General features: G+C 60.6%; 17 protein-coding genes and 3 pseudogenes. 5 read left to right on the forward strand and 15 right to left on the reverse strand.

The genetic code is table 11. The annotated features are described in order from the left end of the window. Positions 1-15: 15 nt before the first annotated feature. The 14 genes from RCCGE510_RS28385 to RCCGE510_RS28450 all read right to left on the reverse strand — a co-directional run bounded on the left by RCCGE510_RS28385 (position 16) and on the right by RCCGE510_RS28450 (position 13,829). Positions 16-813, reverse strand: a complete 798-nt coding sequence (locus RCCGE510_RS28385; protein WP_007636010.1) for an EscU/YscU/HrcU family type III secretion system export apparatus switch protein — start codon at positions 811-813, stop codon at positions 16-18. Further along, complete coding sequence (locus RCCGE510_RS28390) at positions 800-1,609, reverse strand: flagellar biosynthetic protein FliR (protein WP_007636012.1); 810 nt, start codon at positions 1,607-1,609, stop codon at positions 800-802. The genes RCCGE510_RS28385 and RCCGE510_RS28390 overlap by 14 nt, the downstream gene beginning before the upstream one ends. 10 nt (positions 1,610-1,619) lie before the next feature. Then, complete coding sequence (locus RCCGE510_RS28395; RefSeq protein WP_004672590.1) at positions 1,620-1,889, reverse strand: flagellar biosynthetic protein FliQ; 270 nt, start codon at positions 1,887-1,889, stop codon at positions 1,620-1,622. Between the two features lie 65 nt (positions 1,890-1,954). Next, entirely contained in the window at positions 1,955-2,608 is a 654-nt protein-coding gene (sctR, locus tag RCCGE510_RS28400) for a type III secretion system export apparatus subunit SctR (protein WP_007636018.1), read from the reverse strand. Continuing rightward, positions 2,608-3,627, reverse strand: a complete 1,020-nt coding sequence (locus tag RCCGE510_RS28405; RefSeq protein ID WP_007636026.1) for a FliM/FliN family flagellar motor switch protein — start codon at positions 3,625-3,627, stop codon at positions 2,608-2,610. The genes sctR and RCCGE510_RS28405 overlap by 1 nt, the downstream gene beginning before the upstream one ends. Continuing rightward, positions 3,624-4,943 carry a FliI/YscN family ATPase gene (locus tag RCCGE510_RS28410; protein WP_037080128.1) on the reverse strand — a complete coding sequence of 440 codons (1,320 nt, stop codon included), beginning with the start codon at positions 4,941-4,943 and terminating at the stop codon, positions 3,624-3,626. The genes RCCGE510_RS28405 and RCCGE510_RS28410 overlap by 4 nt, the downstream gene beginning before the upstream one ends. Continuing rightward, entirely contained in the window at positions 4,936-5,499 is a 564-nt protein-coding gene (gene sctL, locus RCCGE510_RS28415) for a type III secretion system stator protein SctL (RefSeq protein ID WP_007636029.1), read from the reverse strand. The genes RCCGE510_RS28410 and sctL overlap by 8 nt, the downstream gene beginning before the upstream one ends. Further along, positions 5,496-6,125 carry a hypothetical protein gene (locus RCCGE510_RS28420; RefSeq protein ID WP_007636030.1) on the reverse strand — a complete coding sequence of 210 codons (630 nt, stop codon included), beginning with the start codon at positions 6,123-6,125 and terminating at the stop codon, positions 5,496-5,498. Before RCCGE510_RS28420 ends, sctL begins: the two co-directional genes overlap by 4 nt. 2 nt (positions 6,126-6,127) lie before the next feature. Further along, positions 6,128-6,943: a type III secretion inner membrane ring lipoprotein SctJ gene (gene sctJ / locus RCCGE510_RS28425; protein ID WP_192815361.1), complete on the reverse strand. Its 816-nt coding sequence runs from the start codon at positions 6,941-6,943 to the stop codon at positions 6,128-6,130. Positions 6,944-6,948: 5 nt separating this feature from the next. After that, positions 6,949-7,425: a hypothetical protein gene (locus RCCGE510_RS28430; RefSeq protein WP_007636032.1), complete on the reverse strand. Its 477-nt coding sequence runs from the start codon at positions 7,423-7,425 to the stop codon at positions 6,949-6,951. A gap of 50 nt (positions 7,426-7,475) precedes the next feature. Next, a complete protein-coding gene (locus RCCGE510_RS28435; RefSeq protein WP_007636033.1) occupies positions 7,476-7,733 on the reverse strand; it encodes a hypothetical protein in 258 nt (85 codons plus the stop codon). Between the two features lie 297 nt (positions 7,734-8,030). Continuing rightward, entirely contained in the window at positions 8,031-10,874 is a 2,844-nt protein-coding gene (locus RCCGE510_RS28440) for a hypothetical protein (RefSeq protein ID WP_007636034.1), read from the reverse strand. 224 nt (positions 10,875-11,098) lie between these two features. Next, positions 11,099-13,345, reverse strand: coding sequence for a hypothetical protein (locus RCCGE510_RS28445; RefSeq protein ID WP_007636035.1), 2,247 nt, complete (start codon positions 13,343-13,345; stop codon positions 11,099-11,101). A 250-nt stretch (positions 13,346-13,595) separates the two neighbouring features. Next, entirely contained in the window at positions 13,596-13,829 is a 234-nt protein-coding gene (locus RCCGE510_RS28450) for a hypothetical protein (protein WP_007636036.1), read from the reverse strand. 142 nt (positions 13,830-13,971) lie between these two features. Between RCCGE510_RS28450 and RCCGE510_RS28455 the strand changes: the two genes are divergently transcribed. The 4 genes and pseudogenes from RCCGE510_RS28455 to RCCGE510_RS33855 form a co-directional block, all read left to right on the forward strand. Then, entirely contained in the window at positions 13,972-14,541 is a 570-nt protein-coding gene (locus RCCGE510_RS28455; protein ID WP_007636037.1) for a hypothetical protein, read from the forward strand. Further along, entirely contained in the window at positions 14,538-15,251 is a 714-nt protein-coding gene (locus RCCGE510_RS28460; RefSeq protein WP_007636038.1) for a nucleotidyl transferase AbiEii/AbiGii toxin family protein, read from the forward strand. The genes RCCGE510_RS28455 and RCCGE510_RS28460 overlap by 4 nt, the downstream gene beginning before the upstream one ends. Beyond that, positions 15,248-15,979: a protein phosphatase 2C domain-containing protein gene (locus tag RCCGE510_RS28465; protein ID WP_007636041.1), complete on the forward strand. Its 732-nt coding sequence runs from the start codon at positions 15,248-15,250 to the stop codon at positions 15,977-15,979. The genes RCCGE510_RS28460 and RCCGE510_RS28465 overlap by 4 nt, the downstream gene beginning before the upstream one ends. A 347-nt stretch (positions 15,980-16,326) precedes the next feature. Beyond that, a pseudogene (locus tag RCCGE510_RS33855) lies at positions 16,327-16,604 on the forward strand (transposase); the annotation flags it as partial. Positions 16,605-16,982: 378 nt separating this feature from the next. Here the strand turns inward: RCCGE510_RS33855 and tnpB are convergent. Then, a pseudogene (gene tnpB / locus RCCGE510_RS35710) lies at positions 16,983-17,174 on the reverse strand (IS66 family insertion sequence element accessory protein TnpB); the annotation flags it as partial. Between the two features lie 239 nt (positions 17,175-17,413). Here tnpB and RCCGE510_RS34895 point away from each other — a divergent pair. Beyond that, positions 17,414-17,559: pseudogene (locus RCCGE510_RS34895) on the forward strand (IS30 family transposase); the annotation flags it as partial. Positions 17,560-17,578: the final 19 nt, after the last annotated feature.

Consider the following 17,578-nt stretch of genomic DNA (forward strand, 5'->3'; position numbering starts at 1 on the left):
TAGGCTCCCGCTTTTTCATTGCCGGCCAGGCCCTTGCCTGCGCGGCGAGCTGCTACGCATTTCCGCGCCGATCTGCCGGCGCGCCGATTTCAGCTTCGGGTCGCCCTGAGTATCCTTGTATTCGCGCCGCGCCTCCGTCCTGGTCATCCGGTGTTCGTGCCTGAACAGCGCGCGCGAAATGCGGATATCGAAAAACGCCGCCGCCACCATGATGCCGGCGGCAATGACGAGGATCGAGCCGAGGAGATGGGCTGTCGTGGAGAGCGTGCATGCTTCTCCGCAAAGAGGCGACCAGAAGATGCTGTTGAGGAAATAGAGGATCGCACCGCCGCCGGCCGCCACAAGCAGGACAAACTTGACGAGCCCCTTGACGAACTCCGCGATGCTCGCGAGCGAAAAAAGCCTCTTGATGCCCTCGAACGGATTGAGCCGGTTAAAATCGAAGCTCATATGTTTGAACGATACGGGAAACCCCTGCCCGTCGAGGATCGCGACCAGGATGGTTGCGGCAAGACCCATGGCAAGCGGCAGCCAGATGAGATCGAGCAGCGCCACGCCGGTTTCGCTCAAGCCGACAGTGACGGCGTCGGAGGGGTCGGCCCGCGCGGCGGAGTGTAGGCCGGCATCGAAACTGCGAGTGAAATCCTCGAGGATATCAGGCAAGCCCCAGCTGACGTAGACGGCGATGGCCAGGACGGAGATCGCAACCGGGATTTCCTTCGAGCGGGGAACCTGGCCCTCGCGCCGAAGACGATCGAGCTTCACCCGGCTCGGCGGCAGGGTTTTTTCCTCGGTATCGTCATTTTTGGCCATCGGTCACCTCCAGCATGGCTTTGACCTCGTTGAATCCATCGATCCAGAGATCGTGGAAATAGCTGGAGATGAAGGCCGTGTAGATCACGAGGATGACCATGACCGCGAAGTTCTTGATGGCCGGCAGGCTGTCGTTCAGCGGGAATTGTTTGGACGAGCGGCCGACGAAGGCCAGCGATAATTCAAGCGCGCAGGTGACGATCATGAACGGGGCGGCGAGTAACCCGGCCGCTTTGCACAGCCGGCCGAAAACACCTGATATCATGTCGAGCGGATCGTCGGGGATAGTGGGCATGAGCTTGAAGAGCGGCCAGAGCTCGAAGGACTTATAGAAGATCGTGACCAGATCGATGATGCCGCCGGCGCTGACGAAAATCACCAGGGCGATCGACATCATCAGCGAGCCGAGCGGCGCGGTTTCCAGCGCGTTGATCTGGTCGAAGAGATTGGCGGCATTGGCGCCGCGATAGACATCGGTCATATCGCCCGCCGCCTGGGCCGCCCAGAAGGGAATGCCGAGCCCCATGCCGATCAGCGCCCCGAAGCAAAGCTCCTTCATCGAAAGGGCGGCCAGATCGAACCAGGACGTATCTCCGAGAGCCAGCACCGAATAGGCGAAGGCGACGGAGGGCGCCGAAAGGCCGATTGCCAGGCCGAAACGCAGAATGCCGACGATGCTAAACAGCGAGAAGATCGGGAAGATCAGCAGGATCCCGAGCGCACGGGCGGCGCCGAGCATGGCTGCGGCCGGTGCCGCGACCTCGATGCCGACGAGCGGAAGATGATCCGGCCCCATCCGCCTCGCCTCACTGAACCATGGTCGGGAAGTCGTTGAGGATATGAACAGAATGTTCGATCAGCGGCGTTGCCAGCACCCGACCGAACAGCAGCAGGGTGATGGAGATCACGAAAATCTTGACGATCTGCGCGATGGTCTGCTCCTGGATCTGCGTTGCCGCCTGGAAAATGGCGATGATCAGCCCGAGAAGCGCGGCCAGGCCCAGAATGGGGCCGGCCAAGGCGAAGGTCGCCATGACGGACATGCCGATTTCGGCTGCGACCTGGTCTTCACCCATGACGGCAGGCCTTTCGCGTGGGCGCGGCAGACACCCGATCCAGGGCTTTCGTGAAGGGGCGATGCTCACTGCGCATAGGACAGCACGAGACCTTCCAGCAATCGCCGCCAGCCGTCGATCGAGACGAACAGCAGCAGCTTCAGCGGTGTCGACACCACGGTCGGGGACATCATCTGCATGCCGAGCGCCACCAGAATGGCGGAAACGGCAAAGTCGATCATCAGAAAGGGCAGATAGATCAGAAATCCGATTTCGAAGGCCCGCGTCAGTTCCGAAACGAGGAAGCTCGGCGTCAGCACGGTGATGTCATCGGAGGCAACGGGGGTTGTCGGCGCGTTTGCCCAGATCTTCTGCGACGCTTGGACGAAAAAGTCGCGCACCTCGGCGTCGGAAAATTTTAGCATGAAATCCTTCAGCGGTGCCGCCACCTTGATCATGCCGTCCGCCATGCCACTGACCGTGCCGAAATCGCCGCTATGGGCGAGCAGCAATTGCCAGCTGTTTTGCAGCACCGGGTTCATCACGAAGGCCGAGAGCACGATGGCAATCGCAAAGACCAGGAGATTCGGCGGCGTCTGTTGGATGCCGATCGCATTACGCACAATCAGCAGGACGACCGAAATCTTGGTGAAGGAGGTCGCGATCACGGCAATAACCGGCAGCATCGAGAACGCCGCCATCGCCACGAGGCTCTGGGCAAGAGGAAAGCTCTGTTCCATCAGTCGTGCAGCGCCGTGACGCGAACGGCGCTCAATCCATCCACGGAGATGATTTCGCCCCGTCCGATAACGCGGCCTTGGGCGATGATATCGACGGCGTCCGACAATGGCCTGTCGAGGTTGAACACATAACCCTCGCCGATCGTCTCGAGTGTGCGCAGCGGCAACTCCAGCCGTCCTGCATCGAAGACCAGCTTGATCGGGATGCTGTCGACAGGCGACGGACGCGGCTCGCCCTGCAATTCCTGATCGACGGTTTCATTTGTCATGAAATGCCTCATTGGTCCGGTTGGCGTCGACAGGAGTGGTCCGGTGAGGACCGCGCCTTTGTCCGATCGCATGCAGGTTGCAAGGTAACGTTCACCCGTGATCGCGACCACGGTCTCCGGTGCCCCCCCGTCGATGACGATGCCGTCCCCCAACCGCAGGGATTTGATTTCACTGACCGACAGCACGGCATAACCGCGACGGATGCTGACCGCCGTCGTCAGGACATTGAGCGTGCGGCGCGGCAGGCGGCTTGCCCAGCCGACCAGGCCGGCAAGGGCGGTTTCATCGAAGCGGCCGCTCAAGGGCAGGCTCAAGCCGTTCCAGCCGATGTCGAAGCCGAAATTGCCGCTGACATCCGGCTGCGTCTCGGCGCCGATCTGCAGCAGCGACAGGCTCATGCTGATCCTATTCTCGATTGCCTCGAAAGCCTCGGCGAACAGGTGTTCGAGCACGGCCGCCTTTTCAGACGGCGACAGTTTTTCCCATAGGAGCAGCGGTTCCAGTCTTTCCGCCAGCAGCCGCAATGCGCCGGCCGACGCAATCAGCATCTGCTCCCGTTCACCGACGCGGCAGAGAATGCCGACCGGATCGGTGGTCCGCGCGGCTGCGATATCGGGGGCCAGCGGGCGAACGGAAAGCGTCTGCTCCCGGACCGGAATTTGCCAGGCGGCGCGCATCATCGTGCCGGAACTGGAAAAGAAGTTCCCGGCCATCGATGCGTGGGGCCATGCGGGCGCGGCGACATTCATCGGACAAGCTCATCGAGGGCTTCGACGATCGCGCCGAACGGCTGCGGCTTGCCCTGGCCGTCAAACAGGAAGCGCTGGATGAGGCCGTGTTTGGCGACGGCCTCGTCAACGGCGGCATCGCGCCCCTGGCGATATTCGCCGACGCGGATCAGCAGTTCCACTTCGTCATAGAGGGCAAGCAGGGCGCGCAGCCTGTCGGCTGCCTGGCGATGGCTCTCGCTCACCACCGCGCTCATCGTCCGGCTTCGGCTGGCCAGAACATCGATCGCCGGAAAATTGCCCGCCCGGGCAATCTTGTCGGAGAGCACGATATGGCCGTCCAGCAGCGACCTGGTTTCTTCGGCAATCGGATCGTCCTGCTCTTCGCCTTCGACGAGGACCGTATAGAAAGCCGTCATCGTGCCGTTTGCGCTGTTGCCGGCGCGCTCGAAGATCTGCGGCAAGACGGCGAATACGGAAGGCGGAAAGCCGCGCCGCACCGGCGGTTCGCCGGCAGCAAGCCCGACTTCGCGCAAGGCGCGGGCCATGCGGGTGATGCTGTCGATGACGAGCAGCACATGTTTTCCCTGCTCGCGAAAATATTCGGCGATCGCCGTTGCCGTCATCACCGCCTTGAACCGCTCCAGCGCCGGGCGATCGGATGTGGCGACAACCAGCGCCACATTCGAGGGGACGCCTTCCGGCATGTTGCCGGCAACGAATTCGCCGACCTCGCGTCCGCGTTCGCCGACCAGGGCGCAGACGATCACATCGGCCTTGTTGTTGGCGACGATCTGGGACACCAGCGTCGACTTGCCGGCGCCAGGCGCGCCGAAAATACCGATGCGCTGGCCCTGGCCGCAGGTCAGCAATCCGTCCAGGGCGGCAATCCCCGAGGTAAACGGCTGGCGGATGGGGCGCCGCGACAGAGGATCGACCGGCTGGCCGTAGAGCGGCTGCAGGAAACGCGCGTCCTCGCCGGCGGGGTTGGCGGAGGGACGCAGGATATTGCCGTGTGCGTCGACGATCGCGCCGAGCAGGAAACTGCCGACGGAGACGGCCGGTTCCCGGCCGGTCGGGACGATTTCCGTGCGCTGGGAGATGCCGCGGGTTTCGCCGTGAAGCGAGAGAAGCGCCGTCTCGCCGTCGATGCCGACGACATCGGCAAGGCCGATGCGACCTCGGCCCGGCTCATGCAGTTCACAAAGCTCGCCGATCCTGACCGAGGGGATGAGCGCCCGCACCAGCAGGCCCGAAACACTCTTTACGCGCCCGCTCTGCGGCCGCACGTCCGTTTGTTCGAGTCTCCGCTCCATCCGAAGCAACGCGTCAACCATGGACGAGGGCCTCGATCACTGTGGCGAGCTGGTCTTTCAAGCCGATCTGGCTGCGTCCCGCCGACGTCTCCAGAATAATCTCGCCGGCAGACATCAGCGGATCCGTCTCGATAGTGATGCGGTGATCGATATCCGCAATTGCCCGGGCGATCATGGCGGCATCGTCGGGGGCGACATGCAGGGCGATCTCCTGGGCCTCAGCGGTCTGGGATATGGCGTGGCGGACCAATCGCCTCGTGCGCTCGTCGGCCTCCATCGATCCGAGGATCAACCCGACCGATTTCAGAACCACCGCCTCGACCCAGCTGTCGAGATTGGCAATTTCCTGTTCGGCTTTTCCAAGCGAGGCGGCAAGCCGTGTGGCGGCATCGCGAACGCCCTGTTCGAACCCGTCGCGATAGCCGTTTTGGGCGGCCTGCTCGCTGGCGGCGGCAAGTGTCGCCTGGGATTGGGCGGCGTCCCGGTGGGCAGCCTCCAGAATCTGCGCCGCCTCTCTGATCTGGCCGAAATTCTCCGCCGGAATGATGCGGTCGTGGCGTGCAAATCCCGAGCTCATCGTCCGGCGCCTTCCTTCAAGGCGGCGACCTCGTCGACGGCTGCCGCCGCCAGGGCGAGCGCCGGGCCCTTTAGGAGGGAAGCCGAGCCGTTTTCAGCCATGTCGCGCCAGCCCGCCGACCGCCAAGCCGCCGAGATCCGGTATTCGTCTGCCAGAAGTGCCAGCATCGACCAGCCATCGGCCTCGATGACCTGCCTTGCCTGCTCGCTCAACAGAGCGAGCGGCGGCGTTGCCGCGGAAAGATTGATGTGGCCGAGAGCGAATGCGACCGCTTCGTCGCCGTAGGCGGCCCTGAGCCTCATAAGGGTCGGGCGATCGACCGCGGGGCAGAAGGCTGCGAGATGATAGGCGAGGCCCGCCCGGAGCGCGGCCGTTGCGCGTCCGTCCGTGGCCATGGAAGTCAGGCGGCGGGCGCCGTCGGCAAACGTGGCGGGATCGCCATGGGCTTCCGCTATCTCAGTGAAAAGCCGCCAATGCAGCCGCGGCGACAGGGTGGATCCATCGGCAAGGAGCGGCGCGATCCCATCCCATCGAGCGGCCGTCAGCATATCCGCGGAAAGCAGCGCTGCCTTGCGGATCCTCGCCGCATTCGAGATCGCCTCGCCGTCCGCACGCGGCGTGCGCATGCTCAGCGCTCCTTCCGCTGCGGAAACAGCAGCAGCAGGCATGCCCCGATGGCGAGGATAATGGCGCCGATCACGGCAAGATTGGGGCCTTTGAAAGCCGAGAGAGCGCTTTGCACCATCGAGAATGGCGCTGCGGCGGGTGCCGACGTCACCGGTGCCGCCGGGGCGGGCGCTGCCGCCGGAGCCGCCGGCGCACCGACCTCCGACCAGGGACTGACCACCACCGAAACATCTTCGTAAGAGAGATCACGGATGCTGTTGACCAGAACGGATCGGCTCTTCATGTCGATCTCGTTGAGATTGGCGCCGGGGCGATATTGCAGCACAGCGGCTGCCCTCGCCTTCTCCTTGATGGGCCCGCGGCCGTTCTCCTCCGGCAGCACCACATGCACGCGCGCCGTTGCCACGCCGTCAAGCCCCGAAAGCGTTTCGGCAAGCTGCTGCTCGATGGCGTAGCTCATCCGGGCTTTCTGTTCGTAAGGCGTCACGAGGAAGCCGTTGCCGGGAAAGAGTTCGGCGACATTTCCGAACGACTGACGCGGCAGCCCGGCGCCCGCCAGCAACTCGATCGCCCGGGCATGATCGGCTGATTCAGCGGCGATCGCATAGGTCCCGCCCTTTTCGCTCTTCATGGTGACGGAAATGCCGGCGCGTTCGAGCAGCACCTGGGCATCCAGCGCATCGCGCTGATCGAGCCCCGTGAGCACGTCCTGGCTGCAGGCGGCGAGGAACAGGCAGAGGGCAAGCATTGCGGCCTTCGGAAGGACTTTGCGCGCGGGCGAAGAGATCGATGATCTCGAAAGGGCCGATGTGATCATGATGTTCACTGGCCCTGCGTCAGCCGTTTGGATGACGACATCACCGACTGGGTGAGCGACGACAGCAGCGTCGTGCCGGTTGCGAATTGCTGTGATTTCTCCAGCCGGTCGATTGATGTCGTGATGTCTTCGATCTTCGGGCCGCTCTGATCCTTGTCCGCGGCAAATCGCACCAGCGGCGTCTCCGGCTGGCCGTTTCCGGCCACCGGCATGAAGAAAGCCGACAGCCGGTCGAGAATGCTGGAGGGCGTGGGATTGCCTTCCGGTGAATAGGAGGGCAGGATGGCGTCGGACTCAGGCGCGATCTTGCGGCCCTGGGAATTGGGAATGGAGGTGAGTTCGGTTGGCCGAATGCCAGCGAGATCCGCCGGCTGCAGCCCGATCCGCTCCGCCACGATCTCCGAGGTCTTCAGGACATTGCCCGTCGATACGCCATCGAAGGGCGGCGTGAAGGCGCGGCCGGAAAGTACTTCTCCACTCATTGCAATTCCTCAACTCGGTACATGTCAACTGCAAACGATGAACAGGAACGCTACTCGTCGCTGCCTTCGTCGATCGCCTCCTTGGCGAAATTGAAAAGCGAATTGTTCAGCATCAGGGTGTTGGAAATCATGCCCGGCAGAAATGCGTCCACAGCAGCGGAGAGAACCTCGCTCTCGCTGTTCGGATCGACCTTCTTCGTCGTGCTGCCGGTGGTGCCTGTGGAACCCGTCTTATCAGTCGTCAGCTCCACCGGGAAAGGGTTTGCAGGCGCCAGGTTCAGGTCGGAATTCACTGCATCTACGGCCATATGAGCACTTCCATCAAGGAATTATCAAAATGAATGCATGATTTGATATGGATAAAAAAACGGCTGGTCAATTGTTTAAACTTAACCGATGGTTAATTTCCAGAACGTACAGTCGGCTATGATAAATTTAGCGATCTTTATATTAAAATGGAACGTTTTATCCATAAAACGCAGCAGATATCCAGATTGCGCATGAAATTTATACTTAAATTTGTTCGAATGTTCACAGGCCCGACCGCCTCTACGCCAACGGGCCTGTGAACACTCAAATATTTGGTGTTGCGAAAGCGTCCCGGATCAGCCCACCGCCGTACCGCGGCGCTTCTCGACATCGGCGGTGATCGCGTCCCAGTTCTCAGGCGTAAGCTCGCGCTGTTCCGGGTCGCGGGGCGCGGGGGTGACGCCGCCCTTGGCGCCGACGATCGGCCCGGTCTTGGCGTAGATGCCGACCGTGTCGTTGACCGTGCGCTTGAGCATGTCGTTCATCATGTCGGTCTGCTTGTGGAAGGCCTTTTCCTGCTTGATGCTCTGGTAGATGGTAAAGCCTGACCAGGCCGCCCAGGACACTGCGCAAGCAACGGCAAAACCGAGCGAGAAGGCGCCGGAGACCAGGGCAACCGTTGCGCCCGTGCGCCCGAGGAAGGTGGAGTTCACCAGCATGTTGGCAACGCCTGCAATGCCTTCGATCGCGCCGACCGTGTCCGCTACCGTTCCGATACCCATGAAAATGAGATCGACCGGGTCGCCCTTGCCGCTCGTGAGCCCTTGCAGGAACTGGTAATATTCCACCGGCAGCCAGGCGACCCCGGCAACGGCGCCGACCGTCGTCCCGGTATTCTTGAAAAAGGCGGAGAGCACGCTGCGCTGTGCCCGCGCCAGCTCGTCGGAAACGCCGACGAGCGAGCCGATCCCATCCAGCAGCGAAAAATTCGAGGCTTTGATCGCCGAGCCGAGCGCACTGCCCATATGCGCCAGCGCACCAAGGGCGTGCAGAACGACGATGCCGATGCTGTCCCAGGTCGGGCTCGTCACGTTGAGGCCGGCATAGATGGACCGGGAGGCTGTGAGCACCGACATCACGCCGGAAGAGAGCGCCGCCTTGTATTTGACAGGATCGACCCCCGCTGGCACTGCCGTCGCAGTCTTGTCGATCAGCTTGGCAAGGTCGGCCTTGATGGTTTCGACGCTGCCGCCCGGGCGCATCGTCGCCCAAAGCGCGGTGAAGATCGTCGTGAAATTGGTCTTGTATTGCGCCATGGCCTCGGCATTGCCCTTGAACAGGGTTTCCGCCAGCGCATCAAGGCTCGGAGCGATGATCTTCTTGATCGCCTCTTCGGCTGTCTTGCCGTCGACCATGATCGGATCGATCACATCCGTGCCGGGCATCAGCGTCTTCATCAGCCCCGACATGGAAAGTTCCATGTCCTTCAGGCTGGATGTCAGATATTCGCTGTCTATATAGGGCAGATCGAGACTTTGGATGGTCTTGCTCCAGCCATTATCCTTGGTGGCGAACATGCGCTCGGCGATCCAGGCGTCGCCGCCGCTGCCGGCGAAGAAGCGTCCGTCGCCTGAGCCGTTGGCGGCAATGCCCTTGCCGGCAAGCCCGGTGCCGATCATGATCGCCGCCATGACGTCGTTGAACGAATAGCTGGCGAGATTGCTGGAGGGCAGCGGCGAGACGCTCTTGTCCCACTCAGCATTGGCCGACATCTTCGAGACAAGGCTGGCGCCCATGACGAGCCCTTCGAGCGCGGTCTGCACCGCATGGCGGTAGCCCCAGACCTCCTTGCCACCGGGGGCGGGCAGCTGCGAGGTGATGCGCTCCAGATTGCCGGCGAGATCGCCGATGCCGATTTCTCCGGCGCCTACCTTGTCGAGCAGCGGACCGAGAAGCGCCTTGACGTCGGCCTTGAACTGATCGCGCACCTCGGGGCTGTCTCCCCCGTAAAACTGGTTGGCCATCGCCTGGATGGTCGGGTTGAACAGGTGGGTGATGTTGTTGGGAACGGTGCTGCCGAATTCGGAAGCGGCAACCTTTTTCAAACCGTCGAGGTCGATCTTGAGATCGGGGAACAGGCTGCCGCCGAGCCCGAGCGACTGGTCGAAATCCACAACCGGCAGGATGGAGCCGAGCCCCTTCAGTTCCCGCTCGGTCTTGTTGCCGGCCAGTCCCATCCGGATCAGGCCATCGAGCGCCGTCGTCGGATCGGAGATCGTCGGCAGCACGTTCTTGTCGAAGAATTCGGCATAGGTCTTGTCGGCAATCGCCGAGCGCTGCTTCACGAAATCGTCGGGAAGCACCATGGAATAGAAGCCGAGGGCGGCATTATATTCCTTGAGAATGGTGGTGACGTCCTTGCCGGATTTCAGTCCGTCATTCAGCAGGCCGCCATTGACGATGTCGCGCTCAAAGGCATCCTCGACCTTCGTACGCAGGTCCTTCATCTTCTCGTCACGGGTGATCGTGTCGTTGATGATCTCGAAAGCGTCCTTGTTGGTATCGGCCGGCGCGACGCGATAACCGGAGAAGATCAGCTTGAAGGCCTTTAGCGCCTTCTCCGTCATCTGCGAGTTGACGTCGGGGTCCGAGCCCAGGATGGCGATCGACTTGTCGAGATCCTTCAGGATCTCCTGGTCGTTGTAGATGCCGCGCTGGTTGTCGCCGAGGCTGTCCTTGTATTGGCCGAAGGTCGCCTTGGTCTGAAGCAGATCGAGATACATGATCAGTTTCTGCTCGGCGGTGTAATTCTGAGGGTTTTTGACGACGTCGATGCTCTCGAAGGACTTGTCCTTGTCCTTCAGCCCTTCCATGAAGCCCTGATTGATCTCGCTCATGAAATCGGAATTGAAAAGGAGATCGATGACCGGCTGGATCGGTGCGGTAGGGCTGGAATCGCCATTCGACGTGGCGGCCTGCGAAACGAACTTCGGGCTACTCGTCTGCGCCGATGTGGAGGAGAGAATCGTCAGGCCCGCCGTCGTCGTCCCGTCAGAGGTAAAAGGCGATGCCTTCTTGACCGTGGTGCTCGCGGTCTTGCCCTGGCTTGTCGAATTTTCGGACTTCGGATCGGAATTGGCGTTTAGCCTGAGAAATGAAACCGTATCGATATCCGAAGATGCTGGTGCGATGGATGACATGCGTTCCCTTTGATTTTCTTGTCCGCTTTTCGAGGATGAGGTCGTTTACCTCACGTTAGGCATAAGATCGACCTTTGCGCGATAATTCAAGCCCGATCGCAACATCGCGGTTGCATAAATGCAGCAACCTCGCGCGGGGAAATTAAATCACATTTTTACCAGGCTCGCAGGGCATTTCCCAGGCTTTTCCGGGGTGGCGGTCATCGTTGCCGCCGACTATGCCTTTACCAGATGAATGACGGATCCGGCCGGAATTCGAGATGCACGGACTCGCCGGTGTAGCGCTCAAGCTTCTCGTTCAGCTGCTTTTCCATCTTGTCGAGCTTCTTCACGCCATTGGCCATATCCCACAGGCCAAGTGCCAGCCCGACGGCCGAGGCAACGAGGCCGGTGACCAGTCCGGCCGCCGCAAGGCCGGCTTTGGCGGCGTTGCTGAAGATGGTCACCACTTCCGGCGCCACCGTTTCGAGTCCGGAAAAGGCGCGGGACATGACGTTGGTCAGATAAAGCATCGCTTCGGAGAAACCGATAAGCGCGTTGCCGGTACCGGCTATGCCGCCGATGATTTCGAGCGCGCCCTTGGCGCGGTCGCCGTCCTTCATCGACCGCGACGCCAGATAGAAGCCGAGGCCGGCCATGGCGAGGCCGCCGGCGGCACCGAGAATCTTGCCCGCCGCTTCCATCGTCTTCGGCGAGAAGCTCATGGAGATCCCCTTGCCCCAGCTGCCCGGCTGATTGCCGAAGGCGCTGAACGGCTTGCCGGCAACGTCGAGGTTCTTGCCGAGACCCTCCATCGTCATGCCGACGATCTGCGTCGCCGAGCCGACCGCAGCGGCGATATCGGCCGGCGTCCACTTGCCGCCCACACCGAGGCCGCGCGCCACCAGCACGCTCGACATGCTGAGCATCTGGACCGCATGGACGAGGCCGGCCTTGTACACTTCGGCATCGATGCCAACAGGTGTGCGGGTCTGGCGCGGCAGGTCGAGCGAATCCTTGAAGGAGGCGACCGCGGCGTCGAGCTTCATGCCGCCGCGCACCATGCGCAGAACGCCGTCGACGTCGCGTGCTATGTCCTGCACCAGATTCTGTTTCAGCGTTTCGCCGCCATCTGCCGGGCCGTTTTTGCTGATGAAATCCTCGGCGAAGGTGTTTGCCAACTGGCTGATGGCGTCATTCGTTGCGCCGGGCACAAATGTGTCATCCGGACCCGACAGCAACTGCTCGAGATCGACACCCTGGCCGTCGCCGATATAATGTTCCTTGATGATGTTTGAGAAGGTGACGTTCGCGGCGTCGAGATGCGCGTCGATATAATCCTGGGGCAGGAGATCGACGAGCGTGTTGAGTTCGGAATAATAATCCTTCAGGGCATCTTCGAAGCTCTTGCCGGCGCTCAGCGCCCGGTCGATCGCCTTGCCGCCGCCGATATCGATCAGATAGGCGTCTTCGATGTTGGTGAGCAGATCGGAATTCTCCGGTTGCTGCAGATATTCCTTCATGCCGCTTGCGAAGATATGTGAGAGATGCTGCTGCGTCGCGGGATCGGCCGTCAGCTTTTCGATCCGCGCGTCGAGGTCCTTGCCGACGCGCTCGCCATCGGGCACGCTGTCGCCATACTGGTTCATATAGCCGTTGAACTGCTGTTTGATCTCGATGAGATCGTAGAGCAGCGTTGCCTTCTGTTCCGGCGCCAGCTGGTCGAGGTGGTCCATATTGTGGGGCGCTACGAAATCCCGGTTCACGTCCTTCACGGCGTCGCCGAGAATGCCGTATTTGAGTTCGTCGAGCTTCTTCAGCGTCGGCTCATAGGCGGTCGACGGAGCGTAACCGCGCAGCACCTTGCTTTCCAGGATGTCTTTCTCGTCGATCGGGCGCTCCACGACCGGCTCGATGGCATCCGAACCCGACATGACAAGGTCCATCTTCTTGAGGCTGGATGTCAGATAGTCGCTGTCGATATAAGGCAGATCGAGACTTTGGATGGTCTTGCTCCAGCCATTATCCTTGGTGGCGAACATGCGCTCGGCGATCCAGGCGTCGCCGCCGCTGCCGGCGAAGAAGCGTCCGTCGCCTGAGCCGTTGGCGGCAATGCCCTTGCCGGCCAGCCCGGTGCCGATCATGATCGCCGCCATGACGTCATTGAACGAATAGCTGGCGAGATTGCTGGAGGGCAGCGGCGAGAAACCGTCGAGGTCGATCTTGAGATCGGTGCCCGGGTCGGTTTCGGGCGTGCTCGCCTTTGCATCGACCAGGATCGCGGCGCCGCCGCGTTTGCTCGGCGTAAACCCGACGAAGCCCCGCGCAGCGGAGATGTCGAGTGCCTGCCCGTTGCCGCTCGGCGCGATCTTGCGTATTTCGCTGGCGTCGATGGTTTTTGCCGATGCAGAACGGCCGGTCACGTCTTTCTGGCCGAGGTCCACGACCAGGGTTTCGACCTCTTTCGATCCGCTGCCAACACGTTCCAACATGATTTCGTCACTCCTGATCGACGGCCGCACCCTGAGCGGAGGCCCCGAAAGCCTCGTTAGGTCAGAAGTTTTTCAGTGATGTGACAAACGGGACTATTCGGAGCGGCATACCCAACTCATCCCTCGCCGTGATGGGAATCGAACCGTTGAACCGTGATTTGGCAAAATGAGATCTTGATAGAACAGCTTGTGTCGAGATTATATGATTCTCTAGTTTCGACATGTGGGTCGTCATCCAACCTTTGTTTCATCATGTCATAACAGCGGTGGCAATCACCTCAGTGAAAGCCGAAAGCTGGTCAGCGTTTCCCGTAGGTTTCTCGCGAAATGTATGCGTTATCTCGAGGTAATGCCATTCCGCTTTTCCCGCGATTTTAGATATTATTTGGGGCGATGCCAGCGAGAGATTGGCCAGGCGCCTTTGCTTCGGCTGAAATCTGGTCTTGATCAATTCGAAAACATTATTGCCCTCGATGATCACCATCTACCAAATCGCCCAGGCACTTGGTGTGAGGTACATCGAGCTCTTTGCTCCAGATAATCAACCCTAGGCGCGATGTCTCAGATTGACAGGACCGATTGCTTTAGGCTAAGTGTCCTCAGTCCTAGGACAGAGGACACTGTTTATGAAGAGCCAAGATATCGTCGTCCTGCTAAAGCTGGTAAGCCTGCAAGACCAGGAACTCGCCAATGGCATCGATCGGTTGCGATCGGAATCCGTGGGGGGAGACCCATATTCCGTTCGGAACCTAGAGGCGCTACTCGGTATCAGCAAGACCGAAATAGCGCAGTCGATTAAGCGCAGTGTCGCATCAGGCATCGCGCGAAAAGACAATAGCAAGAACGAGCCTCGGCCAAGCCGAAGGAACCTGTTCGGCTTCATTACCACCGGGCTAAAGTTCGTCTTCCCCGCCCAAGTTGGGCCGATGCAGCGCGGCATACCGACCGCCTTCGCCGCACCTATGCTCACGGAACTCCTGATCAGCGGCGGGACGTACAACTACGTTTGGCCCTATGCCAACGGAAGGGAGATGGGGCAAGCGGTGGAGCCGCTCTTCAAGACCGTGCCGGACGCAATCCTGAAGGACGACGCACTCTATGAGTACCTCGCGTTGGTCGATGCGATCCGGCTCGGGAACCAGCGGGAAGTTGGTCTCGCGACCGACCACCTCAAGTCAAGGATCATGAGCAAATGACAGCGATCCGCGCTCAACTGCTGGAAATGATGAAAGCCGTTGCCTCGGCCCTTGGCGAAGACCTCCGCTCGCGCCTGGTCTTCGTTGGCGGATGCACGACCGCGCTATTCATCACTGATCCGGTCACGCTCGAGGATGTGCGTGCGACAGACGACATCGACCTGATCGTTGACCTGGCGGGCCTTGCCGCCTGGGCCCAGCTCCAGGAAGAGCTTCGACACCGGGGCTTCATGGAGGCTGCTGACGAGGAGGTGGTCTGCCGCATGCGTCTCGGCAAGCTTACGGTCGACTTCATGCCCGATGATCCGGCTATCCTCGGATTCGGAAATCGATGGTACTCGAGCGGAATCGAGACGGCGCAGCACTACCAGCTCTCGGAAGACCTCACGATCCGGATTCTGACGCCGCCAATGTTTCTTGCAACGAAGCTCGAGGCCTATGCCGGAAGGGGAAACGGCGACTTGATCATGAGCCGTGACGCGGAAGACATCCTCCTTATTGTCGACGGCAGGGAGGAGCTCCTTGCCGAGGTCACGGCGGCCGACAACGACGTTCGAGATTTCATCGCCGGACAGTTTCGTGCGCTCCTCGATCAAGGTGACTTCGACGATTTCCTCGATGGAAATATCCGCGGGCCCGCCGGTCGTGTAGAAATCGTCCGGGACAGGTTTGTCTCGATAAGCCATTGTGCGGATGGCCCGGCACAATGAAGATCGAAGCCCGATGGTTGAGCCAAAAAGGAACGCGCACCGACGACAATCGCGACCATGCGGGGATCGCGGAAAGACATGGCGAATTCCTTGCTATCCTGGCTGATGGCGCCACGCACGGCTCGAACAACGGGGGATATGCACGGGCAATCGTTGAAGCTGTCGCCGACTGGTTTGCCGGAACCGGCGATGCGTGGGGCCACGAGCTCACGCAAGCCAAGCTTCGGGAGATTCATCAAGCCCTTCGCAAATCGTTTCCAAGGGGTTCCGCCAGCGTTATCCTCTTTCACGTAATGGACACAGGCTCCTTGACGGTCCTCCACTCAGGAGACTGCCTGCTTGGCAGGCACGACGGCCAGGTACACTGGCAAGTCACGCCCCATACCCTTGCAAATGCCCTGGCGGACATGCCTCTCGATTCCATCGCAAAATCGCCCACGAGGCACCTTCTCACCCAGTGTTTTCGTTCCAGGGAGTTCATGGCCCCAGACGTCCTCGCAGAAGAGAAGGCCAGCGGCACGCTTCTTCTTGCCACCGATGGCTTTTGGGCGGAATTGACAGAACGCGAGCAGGAAGCCTTCCTTGACGGCGGCCAGTCAGCTGCTCCAGAGAGAGATGATCGCAGCGTGCTACGATTATGGCTTTCTACCGAGGGGCCGTCCGAAATCTTGCTGGACAATGGTGGATCGGCCAATTTTTACGTGCGGACTCAAGCGCCCCAGAAATAACCAAGGAGCAGTAAGCCATGGAAGACGGGACATTTGTGGGCGACACGCGGCCGAGCTACGAAGCAAGGATCCAAGCGATCTTCGATAGAATTGTCGCAGCGTCCAGCGTTAATCCTCCTCCCAATCTGGAGTTCACCGAGGCGCACTCATCGGATGCTTTTCAAGTGCAAGTCAAGCGAGGCCTCGGTGACTGGCACGGAATTGCCAGCCTCTGGGCCATGTCGCAGAGCGTCGGCCGCTTATATGCAGCGATGTTCAACGCCCGTCGCTCCGGTAGCGCAATCCGGCCCAGCCGCAGCTGCTTTTCGATCCGATGCCCAACCGCGTCGAACCCGCGCTGGCGCACACGCCTGATGTCGGAAAGTACGCGGCTCTATGTCGACGAAACCACGGCTGCGGTGCTGGATCCGGGGCGCGGCAAGACGAAAACTGGTTATCTCTGGGCTGTTTTGCGCGACGACCGCGGCTGGAACGGATCAGCGCCGCCGGGCGTGGTGTTCCATTATCGACCCGGGCGCGTAACGGCGAATATGCCGCAGAAATCCTCGATGGCTTCAATGGCACGATTCAAGTGGATGCCTATGGTGGCTACTCTCACCTCGCCACGCCCAAACGCACGGGTGGCTAGTCGTTGAGGTTGGGCCTTCTGCTGGGCAGCGGAAGCTTCCTGAAGAATGTTTCTACTTCCTCACGTTTGAGCCTGCGCCGAATGACGGCTTTCCCAGTAGGATCCGCCGCGTGAACCTTGAAAACGGACTTTGCAATATCGAGACCAACAACACTGACATGAGCTTCCATCATAAGCCTCCTGGTTGATACACCCTATCATCTCTCGCGGCTGGCTCCGGCGGAAGGGGGCGTCCATACCATCATGGCCGCAGACAGCTGATCAAGGCAAAGCCGAAGAAGGGTTCGCCCATCGTCGACGAGGCGCTGTTGCGCATCGCTGCTCCCGGCGGGGCCATCGGAACCCGTCTTCCGTCAATCGCTTCAGGATCATCACAAAACCGGACCGATCGAAGAACAACAACTTCATCCGGTCGCGGCGGCGATTGCAAAAGGCAAAGACCGCAGGCGCAAACGGGTCGAGCTCCATCACCTCCTGAACCAGGACCGCAAGGCTGTTGATGCCGGCGTGAAAGTCGATCGGCTCGCGGTGCAGGTAGACCTTGATATCAGCGCCCAGTCTAAACATGACCCAGAGCTCCGATGATTGTCCTCAATGCATCCGCATCACCGCATTCCAGCGTCAGCTTCACGCCGTTCGGCAGCAACGCGCTCACTTTGGAAGATCGAGACAAACGCGCCGTCTTCTCCAGTGATGCCGGTTGGTCTTCACCACACGCGACCGGCATATCCAGCGAGCAGGTCCCGACAGGCAGGCTGCAGTCTGCTACGACGACTGGGATAAACGCCGAGCTTGCAGATACCGCCGGCCATGCCAATGTCACGTCCCTCGTCGAGCGCAAGAGCCGCTATACCGTTCTCATCAAGAATCCGAGCCGGCACTCGCGCCCTTTCATTGACAAGATCATCAAAGCGTTTCTCCTTTGCCGGCCTTCGCGCGTCAAAGCTTCACCTACGTCGGTGGCAATCTGC

The organism is Rhizobium sp. CCGE 510 (assembly GCF_000292525.1).
GTDB lineage: Bacteria > Pseudomonadota > Alphaproteobacteria > Rhizobiales > Rhizobiaceae > Rhizobium.